Genomic DNA, 17,666 nt, shown 5'->3' with positions numbered 1-17,666 from the left:
TCCGGGCCGGGATCCCACTCCCGGCCTGGGGCAATCCCCTTTGCGTTTCACCGCCGGACACGGCAATATTCCCTGCGACCTCGTTCCCGGCGCAAGGAGAAAGATATACGGAACGCAACACCCCTCCTTTCAATCCTAAAACCGCAGATCGCGATGCATCGGGCATGAGCGAAATCGACCGCGTCCGCGACTTTTACGATCGCACCGTCGAGGACGAATGGCTGCGGCTGGAGAGAAACTGGCTTGAGTTCGGCGTCACCAAGGCTTTCCTGAACCGGTTTCTGCCACCCTCCGCGACCATATTGGACATCGGCTCCGGTCCTGGCCGATATGCTCTTGATCTGACGGCAGCCGGACACGCTGTCGACCTTCGCGATCTCTCCGGGCAAAATGTCGCCTTCGCAAAAAAAGAGGCGCAAAGGCGGGGTCTGAGGCTGAACTCGGCAAGACCGGGCGATGCGCGCGACCTGTCCGATTTACCGGACGCCAGCTATGACGCTGTTCTGGCACTTGGCCCTCTCTATCATCTGACGTCAGAAGACGACAGACGGCGCGTTGTCTCCGAGGCGGTCAGGGTCATGAAACCCGGCGGCATCGGCGTGTTCGCCTTTATTTCGAGATTTGCGGCAGCCCACTACCAGCTCAAGACCGACCCGGCCGCCATTGAGACGCGTCGTGCCGTGATCGATGATTTCCTTTACGAGGGCCGGCACCGGCTGAAACCCGAGACGGATTTCTTCGTTGACGCGCATTTCGTCGACCCGGCGGAGGTCTCAGCAATCTTCAGCGGCACAGGCCTTGAGCAACGCGCCCTTTTCGGTGCCGAGAGCATGATGGCACAAAGCGAGTGGCGGCTCGCCGCCCTTCCCGCTGCCGCGCGCCAGCAATGGCTCGACTTTGCGGTTTCCGTCGCCGAAACACCCGCCGCGCTTTACGGCAGTGAACACCTTGTTTTTGTCGGCACGAAACACGGCTGAACCGGGCGCGCGCTTCAACCGCGCCCCGCGGAATTAACCCTGAAAACACGTACGCCCCGCAACAGTTAAACTTTTAGTTATATTGTCATTGTTTTTCTTTACAACCCAAACACAACCGATTACTCTACGCGAAGTTGTTTCAAATTTCCTATTTAGCCGACAAATATCAGTAAAAACGCGTGATTCCGATGGAACTAAACGATGAAGTAGTTGTTGTTTTCAAAAAAATTCTTGAGTCGCAAGGAATTAGCCCTAGAAAGCACGAATACATTATGCAGACAGACAGCCACATTGATACGAGTAAAGAGTTGACGGCTGAGCGTTTACTTATGCGCATCATGAAACTTGAGCATACGGTCCAGGAACTCAGACAGGAAAACTCGTTCAAGGACAAGGAAATCAAGCGGCTTGAAGGCCAGATGCGCGATTGGCAGCAAGTCACACTGAAACTCCAGTCCAGGGTCGCCAAGCGCATCTGAAAACCGGTCTGTTTCCGGGTTTCACCGCTGCAGGCCTGCCGTGTCGTTTCGGGCAGTCGGATGTGCCCCTTTCCCTGACAACAAAGTTTGTCGTTCCTCTCCCCTTTCCGGACGCAATCTGCTACACGGCGGCAACATTGCGCGACCGCGGCTGCCAGGCCCTACGGCGGCGGCCCCAAAGAACTGGAACGACATGATCCCGAACGACATTAAGATCACGCCCGACCTGATTGCCTCTCACGGGCTGAAGCCGGATGAATATGAGCGTATCCTTGAATTGATCGGGCGCGAGCCGACCTTTACCGAACTCGGTATTTTCTCGGCCATGTGGAACGAGCACTGCTCGTATAAATCTTCGAAAAAATGGCTAAAAACCTTGCCTACCGAAGGCCCGCGCGTTCTGCAGGGTCCCGGTGAAAACGCCGGCGTGGTCGACATCGGCGACGGCCAGACTGTGGTCTTCAAGATGGAAAGCCACAACCACCCGTCCTACATCGAACCCTATCAGGGAGCCGCAACGGGTGTCGGCGGCATCCTGCGCGATGTCTTCACGATGGGCGCGCGTCCGGTTGCAGCCATGAATGCGTTGCGATTCGGCGAGCCGGATCATGCCCGCACCCGCCATCTCGTCTCCGGTGTCGTGTCCGGTGTCGGTGGCTACGGCAACTCCTTCGGTGTTCCGACAGTTGGCGGCGAGGTTGAATTTCATGCCCGCTACAACGGCAATTGCCTCGTCAATGCCTTTGCTGCCGGCCTCGCGAATTCGGATGCGATCTTCCTTTCCAAGGCCGAGGGCGTAGGCCTGCCGGTTGTCTATCTCGGTGCGAAGACCGGACGCGACGGCGTCGGCGGCGCAACCATGGCATCTGCGGAATTCGACGACACGATCGAGGAAAAGCGTCCGACTGTTCAGGTTGGCGACCCCTTCACCGAAAAGTGCCTTCTGGAAGCCTGCCTGGAGCTGATGGACACCGGCGCGGTGATCGCCATTCAGGACATGGGCGCGGCCGGCCTGACCTGCTCTGCCGTCGAGATGGGAGCAAAGGGCGATCTTGGCATTGAACTCGATCTCGACAGGGTGCCTGTTCGCGAAGAGCGCATGAGCGCCTACGAAATGATGCTCTCCGAAAGCCAGGAGCGCATGCTGATGGTCCTGCGCCCGGCCATGGAAAAGGAAGCCGAGGCGATCTTCCGCAAATGGGGACTGGATTTTGCAATCGTCGGCGTCACCACCGATACGTTGCGGTTCGTCGTCAGGCATCAGGGCGACGTGGTTGCCGACCTGCCGATCAAGGAACTCGGTGACGAAGCCCCGGAATACGACCGGCCCTGGAGCGAACCGGTAAAATTGCCCGTGCTGTCCGCGTCGGAGGTCGAGGAGCCGGATGACTACGCTGCCGCGCTTACAACATTGCTGGGTGGCGCAAACGGCTCTTCGCGCCGCTGGGTCTACGAGCAGTACGACACCCTGATCCAGGGCAATACGGCGGCCTCTCCAGGTGGCGACGCCGGGGTTATCCGTGTCGAGGGCACGCGCAAGGGTCTCGCCTTTTCCGTGGATGTCACGCCCCGCTATTGCGAAGCCGACCCGTTCGAAGGCGGCAAGCAGGCTGTCGCCGAAGTCTGGCGCAATCTGACCGCGGTCGGCTCGGAACCGCTGGCAGCCACGGACAACCTGAATTTCGGCAACCCGGAAAAGCCGGAAATCATGGGGCAGTTTGTCGGCTGCATCAAAGGGATCGGCGAAGCATGTCGCGCACTCGACTTCCCGATCGTCTCCGGAAACGTCTCTCTCTACAACGAAACGCACGGTGAAGCGATCCTGCCGACACCCGCCATCGGCGGGGTCGGGCTGCTTCCGGACGTGACCGTCCGCGCCGGTGCCTCATTTGCAAATGAAGGCGATGCCGTGCTGCTCGTCGGCGGACACGGCACCCATCTGGGTGCCTCGCAGTATCTCGCCGAGGTCCTCGGCCGAGAGGAAGGCGCACCGCCCCCTGTGGATCTGGCGGCTGAGAAACGCCGCGGTACGATCGTGCGCCAGCTCATTGGCGCAGCGCGCCTGACCGGTGTCCACGATGTCTCTTCGGGCGGCCTCGCCGTTGCTCTCGCCGAAATGGCCATTGCCGGCGGAATTGGTGCAACAGTCAAGGTCGACGGCCCGGCGCATGCCGCGCTTTTCGGCGAAGATCAGGGCCGCTATATCCTGACCGTTTCGCGGGACAGGCTCGACGCGGTTCTTGAAGACCTTCTTGACGCCGGCATTGAGGCACAGCAGATCGGCAAAACGGGTGGTAAGGATTTGACTGTTGAGGGCATTCTCACCATATCCGTTGCAAACTTGAAAAAAGCACACGAAGATTGGTTTCCGAACTATATGGCAGGCGCTTGAGCCGTTTGCCTTTCAGGAACCCGACAGAGGACTGATGCACGATGCCGATGAACGCGAACGAGATCGAAACCCTGATAAAGGAGGCGCTGCCCGACGCTCAGGTGGAGATCCGGGATTTGGCCGGCGATGGAGATCACTACGCGGCGAATGTCGTCTCGGAGCATTTCCGCGGCAAAAGCCGCGTCCAGCAGCATCAGATGGTTTATGAAGCCTTGAAGGGCAACATGGGTGGAGCGCTGCACGCACTGGCATTGCAGACGAAGGCACCCGATTGAGCGTAGAGGTGTTGGCATCTCGGAGCATATCTTGCCCGAACACTTGAATTCGCGGCGTTGCGAAACACATATGCGGACAAGTTAAGGAAAATCGAATGGTTTGGCTTCTTCTCTCAGTTTTGCTGCTTATGCTCGTGATGGAGCTGCGCGTCTGGAGAGCGGTGGCAAGACAGATCTATCGGACTGGCCGTGACCGCTTCACGCCCGCCAATCAAAAGGACTGACATCCATGAGCATCCAGGACTGGATTAAGAACGAAGTCGACACCAACGATGTGGTGCTTTTCATGAAGGGCACGCCGAATTTCCCGCAATGCGGGTTCTCCGGTCAGGTCGTGCAGATCCTCGACTATGTCGGTGCGCCTTATAAGGGCATCAACGTGCTGGAAGACGACGAACTGCGTAACGGGATCAAGGAATTCACCAACTGGCCGACAATCCCGCAGCTTTACATCAAGGGTGAGTTCATCGGCGGCTGCGACATCATCCGCGAAATGTTCCAGAACCAGGAACTTCAGGGCATGTTCTCCGAAAAAGGCATCGAGACGACTCAGCAGCCCGCCTGAGCCGGATTCAATTTCTGAGCCGATTTGTTCAAGGGGCGGTTTTTCCGCCCCTTTTTCGTTTCCGGACGGTCAAGAGGCACATGCCTTACCAGATCTCCGGAACACTCGGTCCGGGTCTGTTTCCCGGTGGTCCCGGATCAGGTCCGGGACGGCGCAGCTGCAGGGCCGTCATCATACTGCAGACGAAATTGTATCAACGCTTGCCGCCCCGGCCCTGAGCCGGGGCCTTCCGTCCAGCCGTGCTCAGGTCCCGGGTCAGGTCCGGGACGGCGCAGGTCGCGGGGCCGTCATCAGATACAGACGGAATTGTATCAACGCTTGCCGCCCTGGCCCTGAGCCGGGGCCTTCTGCCAAACGCTGTTCTGGTCCCGGCTTTGCGCGGCGCTTGGCCGGGACGGCAACCGGCTGGAAACATCCGTCATTCCGGACAAGTGCAGCGCTGGCTGCGCGCCGATCCGGAACCCAGATATCTGCGTGAGCGGAGCGAACACGAAATCTCCTTTCTTGAAAGCAGACGCGCCTTTAGCGCCAGCGTATCTCTGGATTCCAGATCAGCGTTCGGCTTTGCCTCACCTGTCTGGAACGATGGTGACGGAAGGGATACGACGCGCCGTTTGAACAAACCTGTTCAAAACCACCTGCGGTTACAGGTTATCCAAAGCAAACCCGAATCAAATCGGGCCGAAATGGGGCGCGGGCTCGGCAAAACCAGGCGAATCGCCTAACATGAATGCTAGGTGAATGCGGATTTCAGGGTAAGTACAGGTGCGTTCCGCCATTCTCCGTCCATATCGAAAGGTCCGGCATGATGCCGGCCGGGAAATGGGACCGGGGACAATGAACAAGTTTGCAATCGCAACCACCTCTACTTTCGTAATTGCTTTGGCTGGACTTGGTATCGTCTTGTCCGACAGTCCGGCGACCGACCAGGAATTGCGTCGCGTCGATTGCCAGGCGATCACGATGTTCACGCCCGCACAGAACAAAAGTCCGGAAGACCTTTGTGCCAATTACGGTGGTGTTGCCGAGACGGGAACCGAGCCGAGCAAGTCCGGCCTTGTGATACTGGTTCGAAATCAGCCGATGGGCGGCTTCGCGGGCGAAAACACGGTACGCTGACCACCGACTTCGAAACCGCTTAGTCCTTTGACCCCGAACCGGTCTTTATCGCGAAGGACTCAAGGGGCTCTGCAACATTGTGCAGGTTCAGGCTCCCAAGCGCTTCCAGCGGAAACCCTGATTCACGCGCGACATCTCCCGATGCCACGATTTCCTTGCCGTTGACCTTGCCATGTTCGCCAAGCCGCGCAGCAAGGTTGGCCGCACTGCCGATGACTGTGAAATCCAGGCGTTCCTTTGATCCCACATTGCCATAGGTCACATCGCCATAGGCAATGCCGATGGCGCAGGAGAGCGGCATGCCGCCGTTTTCCTCGCACGGCTCGGCCAGGGCCTTAACGATCTCATCAGCGCTGACCGCTGCCTGCCGGCACGCCTGAGCGTGGCCCGACCCAGCCGGAAAGATCGCCAGAACCGCGTCCCCGATGAATTTGAGCACCTCTCCGTCATGGGCATTGACGATATCAGTCGCGGTTTCAAAAAACTGGTTCAGCACGGAGACGTAGTCATCGCGGCCAAGTTCGGTTTCGAGCCGCGTCGAATGCCTGAGGTCGCAGAAGAGAATAGCGGCGTCGATGACATCGCCGTCGCCGCGGCGGATTTCGCCACCCAGAACGCGTGCTCCGGTGCGCTTGCCGAGATAGGTTTCGAGCAGCGTCGTCGCGTTCGAAGTCAGGGCAAACACCTCGAACAGGCGGCTGATGAGCGCGGAACACTCGAAGATAAGGCCCAGATTTGCAGTCGTGAATCCGTTCGGGTGATCGGAGGCGAGCGTCAGCACATTGATACGGCCGTCGGAGAACGGCAGTGGCATCGCGACGTAATCCGTCACACCCTGCTCCTTGAGATCCTCCATGATCGGGAAGTCGAACTCGTCCGGGTTTGTGTCGAGTTTCTGGCGGATTCCGCCGAGCCCGTTGGCCACGTGCTGAAACGGACTGTCCTTGAATACAGGGCTTTCCAGAATTTCGTAGGACGGGTAACGGCTGGCCACCTCGTCTTCGCCCCGCACCCAGATGCAGTTCTGACCGGCCACCATCGGATGCAGCGACCAGATCAGGATGCTCATCCGGCTCACGGCTATGCCGTCGGCCACCAGCTTGTTGCCGAGCGCAGCGAGCAACTCTTCGGGCGTTTTGGCGAGCCAGGCCTCGCGCAGCAGCCAGTCGACAACCGGTCCGGAGATGTTCCCGGTCGGCATTTCCGCGATCGGCTCTCCCTCATGCTCGATGCTCGTCGTCACACCGGGCATGAACCCGACGCAACCATCGACCGCCTGCCCCTCTGGCAAAGCTTTTGGGTAGTGCCAGGCCCCGTATTCGACCGTCTCGCCACCGACTGTCACGTGACTGTAGGAGGCTGTCCCCTTGAAGGGACAGAAGGTCTTGTGCGCCGGTGCAGGTTCGAGCCCGGCCAGCACGTCTTCAAAGGGGAAATAGACCACCGGAGACAGCCGGGTCTCATACATCACCCGCGCCTTGTTCGAACGCGCGACGACATGCTCACCCCGCCGGGCGACCACCTCGCCGGAAAGCTGCTCGACCACGATGCCGTAGTCGTTCGAAGTCTGTTGAACGCGAACCGTCATTGAGCATGAGATAGGTGAGCAGACGGGAACTGTCCAGACGCTCGTGGCAGACTGGCCTTCCGCAGGAGCTCCACAGCGCCGGTCTATTGGTCCTCGAACCAGGCGTTCCACGCTGGCCAATTGTCGATCAGGTTCGCGATCATGGCGTAGCCGGTCCCGTCGCAATGCATCCTGTCGCCTCGCGTCAGACTGGCCATGTAGTCGCGATTGGCGAGCAACGGTGTCTGCAGGTCGAAATAGGGAACGTCAAGCGTTTCCGCCAGCGTCTTGAACCGCGCATTGAGTGCTTCGGCGTCCTTCTGAAAGAACGATACCTCAAGGCCTTCGCTCGGGTGCATGGGCGAACAGGCCTCATTTGCAGGCGGCAGGCCGACCCACAGCGTCGGATAAGCGTCGGCCACTTCCCTTACGAACGCCTCTGCTTCCTCGACGGAGGCATCTTCCTCGACCTGACGGCCGGTACCGGTGATGTTGCCGATGTCGTTGATCCCGAATTGGAGCACCACCCGATTGTCCGCGCCCTCCGGTAACCGGGCTTCGCAGTCTCGCCGCCAGCGCGCGCGGACCTGGGATATCGTTTCACCGCGAATACCGAGATCATAGAAGGACAGCTGAAAATCCCTGGTGAACCGCCGTTCGCACAAGCGCCCGATCCATCCCAGACAGCGTTCGTCGCCGGTGCCGTTGACATAGCTGTCACCGACGAAGCAGATACGCAGATCGCGCATGAAGTCCTCCCAGAATTCAGAAAGACTAACCTCGCCTGATAACAGCGGCAGGTCCAGCCTGTTTCCTAAAGTAAACCACGCGCGAACAACGACACTTCGCCACGTGATTCAGGCTGTCAGGATTTCCGGGCAGTTTGACGAAACCAAGGTGATCGTCCGCAAAATGATACCGGGCCATATCGTCCTGCGTCGGATCACCAATGCTCCGTGCCAGGTGCGCCCTTCGGCATCCCCTTGAGATTTGCCGTAATCCAGCCACCGTAAAAGTCGCCCGCCTGGGCATCGACGGTCATCTCACCGACGAGGCAGCGGTCCATCTTGTCGGCGTAAAAAGCCAGGTGGTGCCGGATAACCGAAAACGTATGTGACGGATCGTCATAGCACCAGGCTGCCCTCTTGCTGGTCAGGCCGCCAACCCGCACATCGAAATACCGCGCAAACCCTTTCCATTCACAAAAACTCCTGCCGGCGGCGGGCAACAATTCACATGTCACGTCATCTGGAGGAATGTAGTAGGTCGGCGGATGATGCGTTTCCAGGACCCGGTATGCCCGGGTGCTGTCCACGATCAGCGTATCAGCAAGGAACACGCAGATCCGCTGCGGCACGGCCTCCACGACCGGCGGACGCGGATAGGACTGCACGTTTTCGACAGGCAGTGGAGGAGACACTTCGCTCATACGAACCTCGCCAGCACATAGGCTGCCCCTGCGATATGGGCGAGCGTGATCAAGACGGACAGCCCGTGCAAGACCTTGAATTGCGTCTTTCTTCCCTCATCCGTCGCCCTGTTGATCGCCGGCATCAGAACCTGACGCGTCGGGATCGTTGAAAGCGCAATCACCGCCATCACTGACGCCGACACCAGATCTCCGGCCAGGAGCAGAAGCGCCGCAAGCGCCGAGACGCCAAGCACGAACAGATAGAAATAGGGAAAGGCGCGCCTGATTGTGGGACTGGCGACATCCGCCGGCAACGCCGTAAAAACGAAGGCCGCGAACCCGAAGGCATAAAGAACCATGCCACCGAACAGCAGCGCGGATACAAGAAGTGCAAGGGTCTCCATCAGTCAGCTTCCCTTTGTCTCGAGGTTCGTTCACCCTTGAAAAACAAGCCGTTGCGTCGCTCGCGCACAGCCAGGCCATGCCGGGTGGGCCGCGGCAGCATATAGGGCACCTGGGTGCGGTAAGCCTCGAAGCGCGTACCGTAAGCAGCTTTGAACCTGCGCTCCTTCAAAAGTGGAGCGAAGACGCAATAGGCTGTCAGAAGAAGCGCAAGCGCCAGTTGATCCGGCGTCCAGACAGGCACGGTCCAGAGCGTCAGCGCGAAGGCCAGATAGATCGGTTGGCGTATCAGCCGGAACAACCCCTTGTCCGGCATGTCGGGAAACACCGGTTTGACTTTCGCCATCAGCGACATCCAGCCGAGCGCACCGGACTGAACCTCTGCTCCGGCATCGAAACTCGCCTTGATCAGAAGCAGCCAGGCAGCGCCATACGCAGCGCAGAGCAGCCAGAAGACAGTTCCCTCCGCCTGCCACCAAACGACCCCGGACGGTGTCCAGAGCGCGAACAGGGCGAGCAACTGCGCCGCGGCGATCGTGGCATAGGTGGTCGTTGACAGGACGGCACCATGAGGACTCGGGATGAACCCCGCCAGCATCCGGCGGCCCGTCCCTGTCAGAAGAGCGGAATGAACAACGGGGAACTGCAGGATCAAGAGCAGGTTGACCGCGGCAGCCCACGGCCAGGGAACCGAGCCAAGGCTGCGCTGCATGCCGAAGAACATGGCGCTCATCATCGCGATAACCGCAAGCGCAAAGACGAGATGACAGACAACGCCTGATGCAAGTGCGAGCAAAATCCGTCCACGGCCGGGCGCGGGCCTGAATACCCCCGGGACAAGCCGCAAGAGACCGGCAATGCGCGGATCATCGAGCATCGATCTCTCCCAGCAAGTCATCGGCAATCGCCTTGCCGCTTGTCCACGCCGCTTCCACGCGGGCACCAAGACACCAGTCACCGCCGAGGTAAAGCGTACCTGCATCATTGCGGCAGAACGGGGTGCCGAGCGGTTCCTCAACCCTTGCATAGCGCCAGCGATGTGCACTTGCATGCACCGCGTTGGACGGTTCGATACGCAAGATCCCGCAAAGGCGCAGCAGCATTTCCTGCGCAACATCGTCCGCCTCGCGCTCCAGGTTTCTTGCGCTCCAGTCGGCGCTGGCCTGAACAACCCAGCTGTTCGTGTCCGGACGCCCCGGTTTGGAACTGTTGAGCGCGATCCATGCGAGATAGCTGTCGGGAGCCGAGCGGCTTGTGAAAGGGATCTCCTGCTGATCCGCAAAGGTTGCCATCAACGTCCAGCAGGGCGACATGCGCACCGCGGAGATCGCATTTGCCAGCGGATGCTCAACGCCCAGCAGACCGACCGTCTGCGGTTGCGGTGCCGTGACAACGAGCCGGTCGAACTGAAACACGCTGTCTGCCGTTGCGGCGCGCCAACCGTTCTCTTCGGCACGCAGGTCCGTCACGCGGGTCTTGCGTCTGATATCAAGCCCGCCGGCAAGCACCTTCGCCATGGCATTCATCGACGGTGTTCCGACAATGACCTCCCGGTCCGCACCTGACCACGTGCCTGCCGCGCCTTTACCAATCAGACGTGCCACCGCATTGCGGAAGTCGGGTGTTCTTGCCGTGATGTATTGGGCGCCGTGATCAAACTGGAAACCGGCATCGGTCCGCCGCGTGGCGAGCCGTCCGCCAACTCCGCGCCCCTTCTCCAGGAGAACGGGTGTATAGCCGCGCTTCTGAAGGATGCTCGCACAGCAAAGACCCGCGAGACCCGCGCCGATAATGCCGATCGCGTTTCTTTCCATCAGCGCACCGCCGATGGTGATGCCTGGGCGCATCCACCGCACAAAGAAACGGTAAACCCGGGCAAATCAGGGCGCACGCATCGTTTTGAAGAGGTCATGGCAACACCGGTCAACGCAATGGATCGTACTGGTGTTACGCTGTTCGCGCCTTTTTGGATGGCGGCAATCGGACGCAGAAATGCCTGCGCCTCAAGCGCAGCAGCCGGGCGGGTTCAGCCGGTGATCGCTTTCAGCTCCAGAAAGTCCTCGAGGCCGAATTCGCCGTATTCGCGGCCATTGCCGGATTGCTTGTAGCCGCCGAAGGGGACATCCCAGTCCGGACTTGCCCCATTGATATAGACGCTGCCTGCCCTGAGCTTGCGGGAAACGCGTTTTGCCCGTTCGGGATCACCGGTCTGGACATAGGCTGCAAGACCATAGGGCGTGTCATTGGCCATCCGGATGGCCTCATCCTCCGTTTCGAACGGGATCATTACCAGGACCGGTCCGAAGATCTCATTTCGGGCAATCGACATCTGGTTGGTGACGCCGGCAAACACCGTGGGCTTGACGTAGTACCCAGTCTCATAACCTTCGGGTTTGCCTGGACCTCCGGCCACCAGCCGCGCACCGTCTGCAACACCGCGTTCGATATGTCCCTGGATGCGCTCATACTGAAGTTCGCTGATGACCGGCCCGATATGGCCGCCAGGCTTGGCCGGATCGCCGACTGTGGTTTCCGGCGCGATGTTTCCGGCAAGAGCCACAACCTGCTCATAGACGCCGTTTTCAACAAGAAGCCGCGTCGGGGCATCGCAGGACTGTCCGGTGTTGGAAAAGCAGCTTTCAAGCGAGAAACGCACCGCCGTCTCCAGATCCGCATCGGCAAAGATGAGATTGGGCGACTTTCCGCCGAGTTCCAGCGCGACCCGTTTGACGGTGGGTGCAGCGCTCTGCGTCACCGCGACACCGGCCCGGGTCGACCCGGTAAAGGACATCATGTCGATATCGGGATGCGCGGACATGGCCGCTCCGACGCCGGGTCCGTCACCATTGACGAGATTGAAGACCCCGGCCGGACAGCCGGCTTCATCCAGGATCTCTGCAAACAGCAAGCCGGAAAGAGGTGCGATTTCGCTGGGCTTCAGGACCATCGTGCAGCCCGCCGCCAACGCCGGGGCAACCTTCGCGGCAATCTGGTTGATCGGCCAGTTCCACGGAGTGATCAGGCCGCAAACACCGATGGGCTCATGTCTGAGTACGCTGCCACCCCGCGGGCTCGGGCGCTCGAACTGGTGTGATTTCAAAGCCTCGAGTGTCGCCTGAAGGTGCCCCGTCCCGGCCGGGGTCTGCTGTTCACGTGTGAAATCCGCCGGGGCGCCCATCTCCAGGCGGATGGCTTCGTCCATCTCAGCTGAGCGGCGCTCATAAATCTCGATAGTCCGTTCCAGCAACGCTGCCCGCTCCTGGACGCTCGTTTCGGACCAGGACAGGAAGGCCCGTTTTGCCGCCTCAACGGCACGGTCGACATCCGCCGCGGTTCCGAGCGAGATGACAGCAACAGCTTTCTCCGTTGCCGGATTGATCACCTCAAGGTCCCTCGCCTCTGCCGGATCGACCCATGCACCATCGATAAAGAACTGCCGCTTTTCCATCATCAGCCTGCTGCTTTCCGCAAAATTGCCTCGGTCTCGGTGCCGCGAGTCGGCACGACTTCATATCCGGCCTCTTCCGGCTCGTCGTCAAGCATTTCTGCCGGAAAACCCGGAGCGGTAACGTCCAGTCCCGTTGCCTCCTCAAGCCGCCGGATGATGTTGGGCGAGAGTTCCCTCGGCCCATAGCGCCCGATGGCATCGGCAAAGAGCCTGTTGAGCAGGGGCGACAGGTCCAGCGGAACGTCGTGCGCATCGGCAATCGACTGGAACAGGCCGATATCCTTGGCAACCAGATCCATCGTGAAGGAGATGTCTCGGGAACCGTTCAGGATCACCTGGCTTTCCGTCTCGTGGACGAAGGAATTTCCGGATGAAATACGGATCGCCTCGTAGGAGGTGTTCAGATCCATGCCCGCCGCCTTGCATGTCACAAGCGCTTCGGCGAGCGAAACAAGGTTGGCGGTGGCGAGGTAGTTGGTCACCACCTTCAGGACAGAGGCGGTGCCGATGTCGCCCGTATGGAGAACGCGCCGTCCGAGCACCGTGAGAAGCGGAAGAACCTTTTCAAACGTGCCGCGGGCGCAGCCGGCAAAGATGGAGATGTTCCCGGTCGCGGCACGGTGGCACCCGCCCGAAACCGGGCATTCGATCGCCTCCCCGCCCCTTGCGATCACAAGATCGGCGAGACGCCGGGTTTCACCGGCATCTGTGGTCGACATCTCGGCCCAGACCGTGCCCGGTCCGATCCCTTCAAGGATCCCGTCCGGCCCCTCGACAACGGCAGAACAGGCCGCCGGACTTGGCAGGCAGGTAATGACAATATCGCAGGTTTTCGCCAGCTGTTTCGGGCTGTCCCCCTTGGTTGCGCCGGAAGCCACGAACCGATCCACAAGGTCACCGTTCAGATCAAGAACCGTCAGATCGTGGCCGTTGCGCAGGATGCTTCCCGCAAGCTTTCCGCCGACATTTCCCAGACCGATGAAGCCAATATGCATGTTCCGCTCCTTGCCGTGTTGACGTGCATTCAAGGATCAGATTGCGCCGCGCCCAACCAAAAGAGAAACGATATAATCATTGGACATTGCCTGATTTTTTTTATCAAATGAACCGATGCAAGCCCTCCCGAACCTGCTCTGGCTCAGAAGTTTCGAAGCCGCCAGCCGTTTGCGCAGCTTCACCGCTGCGGGCAACGAGCTTGGGTTGACGCAGGCTGCGATCAGCACGCATATCAGCGCCCTCGAATCCCAGCTCGGGCACCAGTTGCTGGAGCGCACGACACGCAAGATCGAGTTGACCGCCAGCGGTCGGGCCTATTTGCCTGCCGTCCGCAAGGCGCTTCAGGAACTGGCCGTCTCGACCGAAGGACTGTTCGGCAACCGGACGGCAGGTTCCGTGACGATCCGCGCACCCATTTCCGAGTGCGTTCTGCTGATCGCTCCTGCGCTGCCCGCCTTTCGGGATATGTACCCCGACATCGAGATCCGCCTGCTTTCGGCGATATGGGCGGACACGGTGCTCGAAACCGGCATCGATATCGAGATCCGCCTCGGCGACGGTAACTGGCCGGGCGTACGGGCCGAGCCCCTGGGAACGGAATTCATCGTTCCCGTCTGCCACCCGAACCTGGTAAAAAGCTTGAAGAAACCGTCAGATTTATCGGATTTTGACAGAATTCATACGCTTGGTTTTGATGATCACTGGTCACGCTATTGCGACGCGATCGGGCTCAAGACCCGGCCGGAGACATCGAAGATCACGGTCGATACGTCGCTGGCTGCAGTGGAACTGGCCGCGGCACAGAGCGGCGTTGCACTGCTGCTGGAGCGCGTCGCCATGAACCTTGTTGCTGCTGGTCGTCTGGCTGTTCCGTTCGAAGAAAAGATCCCCTCGGTTCAGACGCACTATCTCTTGCACCGCGACACGGACCAGTCCCAAAGTCCGGCAGCCCGCACTGTCGAGACCTGGCTGCGCGGGCTTTTTGCCGGCAGCGACCAACGCTAACCGTGAAAACGACGGGAATGTTTGCTCACTCGGCAGCGAAGAGCTTTGCCGTCATCGCGAGGCTGGCACCACAGGGCTCTTCAGCCTCTCCCGTGTTGTCGCCGGCAGAACCTTCTGACGGACGCAGATTGACAAAGTCGTAAAGCGCGCGATCCAGCAGGTGAGACGGGCGCGTATGACCGAGCGCCCTCGCCATGACACCGAGACGGCCCGGAGACTGCTTTTCCCAGCCCTGCAGCATGCGTTTGACCTCTTCGCGCTGCAGCCCGTCCTGCGAGCCGCACAGGTTGCACGGAATGATCGGGAACTGCATGGCGGATGCGAATTTTGCAATGTCACGCTCCGCGGCGTAGGCGAGCGGGCGCAGAACCAGCAGATCGCCCTCATCGTTGACGAGCTTCGGCGGCATTGATGCCAGCCGCCCTCCATGGAAGAGGTTCATGAAGAAGGTTTCCAGAATGTCTTCCCGGTGGTGCCCCAGAACAATCGCCTCGCAGCCCTGTTCCCGCGCGATCCGGTAGAGAATTCCCCGGCGCAGACGCGAGCACAGCGAACAATAGGTCCGGTGCTCGGGGATCTTGTCGGTCACGATGGAATAGGTGTCCTCGCGCACGATGATGTTCCTGATCCCGTTGTCCTCGAAGAACTTCGGCAGAATATCGGTCGGGAACCCCGGCTGTGCCTGATCCAGATTGCAGGCAACCAGGTCCACCGGCAGCAAACCACGCCAGTTGAGCTCGATCAGGACCGCCAGCAGCGTATAGCTGTCCTTGCCTCCGGACAGGCAGACCAGCCATTTCGGCCTTTTCTGCTGAGAGGCTTCCCTCGGCAGCATGCCGAAGTCGTCCATTGCCTCGCGCGCCTGACGCAACAGGCGTTTGCGCAATTTCTTGAACTCCACGCTGGATGGCGTGTTCCGCAGCAGTGCCGGGACATCCGTAGTGTTGGTCTCGGTTATGTCATTCATCTTCGATTGCCCAGGCTGCATGACGTCTCGGGTGTCGCGCTGATGTAGCCGAACAGGCCGGAATTGAAAAGACCTGCCCGAAGACAGGTCCTTGCTGTTGCGCCTCAAGTCCGGGCGGCGCTGACCTGATTGATGATCTCAGCCAGCGCCGCCCGTCGTGTCAGACCGCGCGGTAACGCTGTGCCACGGTGTCGAAGGCAAAGCGTGTATCGACACCCCTTATCTCGGCGATCAGGTCAAAATTGTCGCTGCCAGTCGATGAATAGCCTTCATCGACGAAGACACGGCCGAGACCGTCCGAAGCAATGCTGCCCCACCAGCGATACCGGGACCCGCCAACGGGACCCGCGATCTCGACCGCCTGCCCGGCAAGAGACGAGATGCGGAACAGGATCGCCATCTTCGACAGGATGCCGTCTGCATCCGCGCGCAGCGGCTGTGCCGAAACAAGCGCCTGCTGCAGGACGAAGGTCGAGTGCGCCGCCACCAGTTGCGGGCTGATATCGATCATCGCCCGGACTTCCAGAGGCCGCCAGCGCTCCACCTCGCGGCGGAAGGCGACGGAGCGGCGGTTGCCGCCGACGCCGAAGAGCGCGCCTGCGAGCGCCGGAATATCGGGCCGGTTCCCGATACGCTGCGTCGCCGGACGGCCGGGCGCATCCTGCTGCGGACTGCCGGTCGTGCGAAGCGCATTTCTCAGCTCGTCCGGCGTAAACACCGGTCGGTTGCGCGCACGTGCCATGCCCTGGACACAGGCAAGCGCCCCCGTGACGATCGGCGATGCGCTGGACGTTCCTGAGAACGTGTCGGTGTACCAGAGGTCTTCGTCGGCGCCGCCTTGCAGATCACCGTAGCCGCAGGTCGTGACTTCCCGGCCCCAGCCCTGGGCGTCCACCAGAGCACCATAGTTGGAAAACCCGAGCCGCGACCTGTCAGGCCCGTGATTGCGGCCATGGGTGCCGGGAGGCGGTGCGCCCGCGCCCACGACAATTGCTCCCGAATCGCGGTTGGTCCTGCGGAACGGGTTGGTCCATCCGGCGGGGAAACCGAAACCCGGTGTTTCGTAGAGGGCATCATCGAGATCTTCCGCGCCGTTGCCGGCAGCTTCCACGACAATGATCCCCCGGCGCGCGGCGTTGAGGATGGCGGCAAAATCATCCGGCCACCATTCAACGGCGATGTAGCCGCGCTGGTCCGGTCTGAGCTGAAAGTTGTGCCGTGGTCCGGGCCGGTGCATCTCAAGGAGCAGGATATCGCCCGCGCCGAGCCTTGCGGCCGCATGATTGATCGCCCCGGCCGACCCGAGCGTCCGGTGCGAGACTGCCGTACAGATCGCCTCGGGAGAAATCCCGGTGACGCCGAACGGGTTCTCGTCGCCGCCATACTCGCCCAGCACGGCCGTGCCGTGATTGCGCCAGCCCACATCGTTGAACTCAACGCCGCCGACAACACCGCCCTGACGCTCGATCAGGTCTTCGTGGCTGAAGCGCCAGGCACCTTCAATATCAGTGATATGGATGCCGGTACCGCGTCCACCGGCCTGGCTCCACGCCCAGCGCGCATCGACACCGGCCGGGGCCGGATCCAGATAAATCTGGCGGGCGATGAAATCGGGTGTCGCCGGCGGCGGCACATCAGGCATTGCAACCATCGCATTCATGGCACCGGAGACATCAGCTGCTTCTTCCGGCAGTTCGGCTGGTGGTTTGATATAGACAGCTTCGAAGATGTCGTTTTCCAGTAGCTCTTTTTGAAGGTCTTCCAGATCGGCTTCCGGTGCATACAGCTTGTAGAAGCCGGAGAGGCTTTCCAGCGGCGCCATCGCAGATGGTGCCTGCGCTGCGACGGCGGCGTCCACACGTTCTTCGGAGGGGCCGAACAGCGGTGTTGCAACGCAATTGTGTTTCTTGAAGGCCTTTTCCGCCTTCGCGGTCTTTGATCCACCGAGGGAACGCAGCGATGCGCCCGCGACGCGCAGCCCGACGTCAGGCTTGGCAAGCGCGATCAGCTCGGGTTGACGCCCTTGCGGTGCAGATACTTTTCGTGTCTTCCTGGCCATGGTT

18 protein-coding genes are annotated in these 17,666 nt (G+C 60.4%); 7 read left to right on the top strand and 11 right to left on the bottom strand.

Features of this window, described 5'->3' with window-relative positions; translation table 11 throughout:
• Positions 1-164 precede the first annotated feature (164 nt).
• The 5 genes from RBB49_RS26560 to grxD all read left to right on the top strand — a co-directional run bounded on the left by RBB49_RS26560 (position 165) and on the right by grxD (position 4,688).
• The gene (locus RBB49_RS26560; protein WP_306145984.1) at positions 165-977 is read left to right on the top strand and encodes a bifunctional 2-polyprenyl-6-hydroxyphenol methylase/3-demethylubiquinol 3-O-methyltransferase UbiG; all 813 of its coding nucleotides are present in this window, start codon (positions 165-167) and stop codon (positions 975-977) included.
• A 188-nt stretch (positions 978-1,165) separates the two neighbouring features.
• Positions 1,166-1,456 (top strand): hypothetical protein, encoded by a 291-nt coding sequence (locus RBB49_RS26555; RefSeq protein WP_306145983.1) that lies wholly within the window; start codon positions 1,166-1,168, stop codon positions 1,454-1,456.
• Positions 1,457-1,649: 193 nt separating this feature from the next.
• The gene (purL, locus tag RBB49_RS26550; protein WP_306145982.1) at positions 1,650-3,848 is read left to right on the top strand and encodes a phosphoribosylformylglycinamidine synthase subunit PurL; all 2,199 of its coding nucleotides are present in this window, start codon (positions 1,650-1,652) and stop codon (positions 3,846-3,848) included.
• Between the two features lie 41 nt (positions 3,849-3,889).
• On the top strand, positions 3,890-4,123 hold the full coding sequence (locus tag RBB49_RS26545) for a BolA family protein (RefSeq protein WP_306145981.1): 234 nt from the start codon (positions 3,890-3,892) through the stop codon (positions 4,121-4,123).
• 229 nt (positions 4,124-4,352) lie between these two features.
• Positions 4,353-4,688 (top strand): Grx4 family monothiol glutaredoxin, encoded by a 336-nt coding sequence (grxD, locus tag RBB49_RS26540; RefSeq protein ID WP_306145980.1) that lies wholly within the window; start codon positions 4,353-4,355, stop codon positions 4,686-4,688.
• A gap of 311 nt (positions 4,689-4,999) precedes the next feature.
• Here grxD and RBB49_RS26535 read toward each other — a convergent pair whose 3' ends face one another.
• Positions 5,000-5,179: a hypothetical protein gene (locus RBB49_RS26535; RefSeq protein WP_306145979.1), complete on the bottom strand. Its 180-nt coding sequence runs from the start codon at positions 5,177-5,179 to the stop codon at positions 5,000-5,002.
• 346 nt (positions 5,180-5,525) lie between these two features.
• Here RBB49_RS26535 and RBB49_RS26530 point away from each other — a divergent pair, with 346 nt between their 5' ends.
• Positions 5,526-5,807, top strand: a complete 282-nt coding sequence (locus tag RBB49_RS26530; protein ID WP_306145978.1) for an antitermination protein — start codon at positions 5,526-5,528, stop codon at positions 5,805-5,807.
• 19 nt (positions 5,808-5,826) lie between these two features.
• Here RBB49_RS26530 and RBB49_RS26525 read toward each other — a convergent pair whose 3' ends face one another.
• The 8 genes from RBB49_RS26525 to RBB49_RS26490 form a co-directional block, all read right to left on the bottom strand.
• Positions 5,827-7,395 (bottom strand): DUF427 domain-containing protein, encoded by a 1,569-nt coding sequence (locus RBB49_RS26525; RefSeq protein ID WP_306145977.1) that lies wholly within the window; start codon positions 7,393-7,395, stop codon positions 5,827-5,829.
• A gap of 83 nt (positions 7,396-7,478) precedes the next feature.
• On the bottom strand, positions 7,479-8,123 hold the full coding sequence (locus RBB49_RS26520; protein ID WP_306145976.1) for a GDSL-type esterase/lipase family protein: 645 nt from the start codon (positions 8,121-8,123) through the stop codon (positions 7,479-7,481).
• Positions 8,124-8,317: 194 nt separating this feature from the next.
• Positions 8,318-8,803, bottom strand: a complete 486-nt coding sequence (locus RBB49_RS26515) for a DUF427 domain-containing protein (protein WP_306145975.1) — start codon at positions 8,801-8,803, stop codon at positions 8,318-8,320.
• A complete protein-coding gene (locus RBB49_RS26510) occupies positions 8,800-9,189 on the bottom strand; it encodes a DUF4149 domain-containing protein (RefSeq protein ID WP_306145974.1) in 390 nt (129 codons plus the stop codon). The genes RBB49_RS26515 and RBB49_RS26510 overlap by 4 nt, the downstream gene beginning before the upstream one ends.
• Entirely contained in the window at positions 9,189-10,064 is an 876-nt protein-coding gene (locus tag RBB49_RS26505) for an isoprenylcysteine carboxylmethyltransferase family protein (RefSeq protein ID WP_306145973.1), read from the bottom strand. Before RBB49_RS26505 ends, RBB49_RS26510 begins: the two co-directional genes overlap by 1 nt.
• Positions 10,054-11,034, bottom strand: coding sequence for an NAD(P)/FAD-dependent oxidoreductase (locus RBB49_RS26500; protein ID WP_306145972.1), 981 nt, complete (start codon positions 11,032-11,034; stop codon positions 10,054-10,056). Before RBB49_RS26500 ends, RBB49_RS26505 begins: the two co-directional genes overlap by 11 nt.
• A 179-nt stretch (positions 11,035-11,213) precedes the next feature.
• Positions 11,214-12,638 carry an aldehyde dehydrogenase family protein gene (locus RBB49_RS26495; RefSeq protein WP_306145971.1) on the bottom strand — a complete coding sequence of 475 codons (1,425 nt, stop codon included), beginning with the start codon at positions 12,636-12,638 and terminating at the stop codon, positions 11,214-11,216.
• On the bottom strand, positions 12,638-13,630 hold the full coding sequence (locus RBB49_RS26490) for an NAD(P)-dependent oxidoreductase (RefSeq protein ID WP_306145970.1): 993 nt from the start codon (positions 13,628-13,630) through the stop codon (positions 12,638-12,640). The genes RBB49_RS26495 and RBB49_RS26490 overlap by 1 nt, the downstream gene beginning before the upstream one ends.
• Before the next feature lie 115 nt (positions 13,631-13,745).
• Here RBB49_RS26490 and RBB49_RS26485 point away from each other — a divergent pair, with 115 nt between their 5' ends.
• A complete protein-coding gene (locus RBB49_RS26485; RefSeq protein WP_306145969.1) occupies positions 13,746-14,636 on the top strand; it encodes a LysR substrate-binding domain-containing protein in 891 nt (296 codons plus the stop codon).
• Between the two features lie 25 nt (positions 14,637-14,661).
• On the opposite strand, the gene ttcA is transcribed toward RBB49_RS26485, so the two are convergent.
• A complete protein-coding gene (gene ttcA, locus RBB49_RS26480; protein ID WP_306145968.1) occupies positions 14,662-15,603 on the bottom strand; it encodes a tRNA 2-thiocytidine(32) synthetase TtcA in 942 nt (313 codons plus the stop codon).
• Positions 15,604-15,763: 160 nt separating this feature from the next.
• Positions 15,764-17,662 carry a S8 family peptidase gene (locus RBB49_RS26475; protein ID WP_306145967.1) on the bottom strand — a complete coding sequence of 633 codons (1,899 nt, stop codon included), beginning with the start codon at positions 17,660-17,662 and terminating at the stop codon, positions 15,764-15,766.
• Between the last annotated feature and the right edge of the window lie 4 nt (positions 17,663-17,666).

Origin of the sequence: Roseibium sp. MMSF_3412 (genome assembly GCF_030733265.1) — a bacterium.
Taxonomy (GTDB): Bacteria; Pseudomonadota; Alphaproteobacteria; order Rhizobiales; family Stappiaceae; genus Roseibium.
This window is presented reverse-complemented; position numbering and strand designations above follow the sequence as displayed.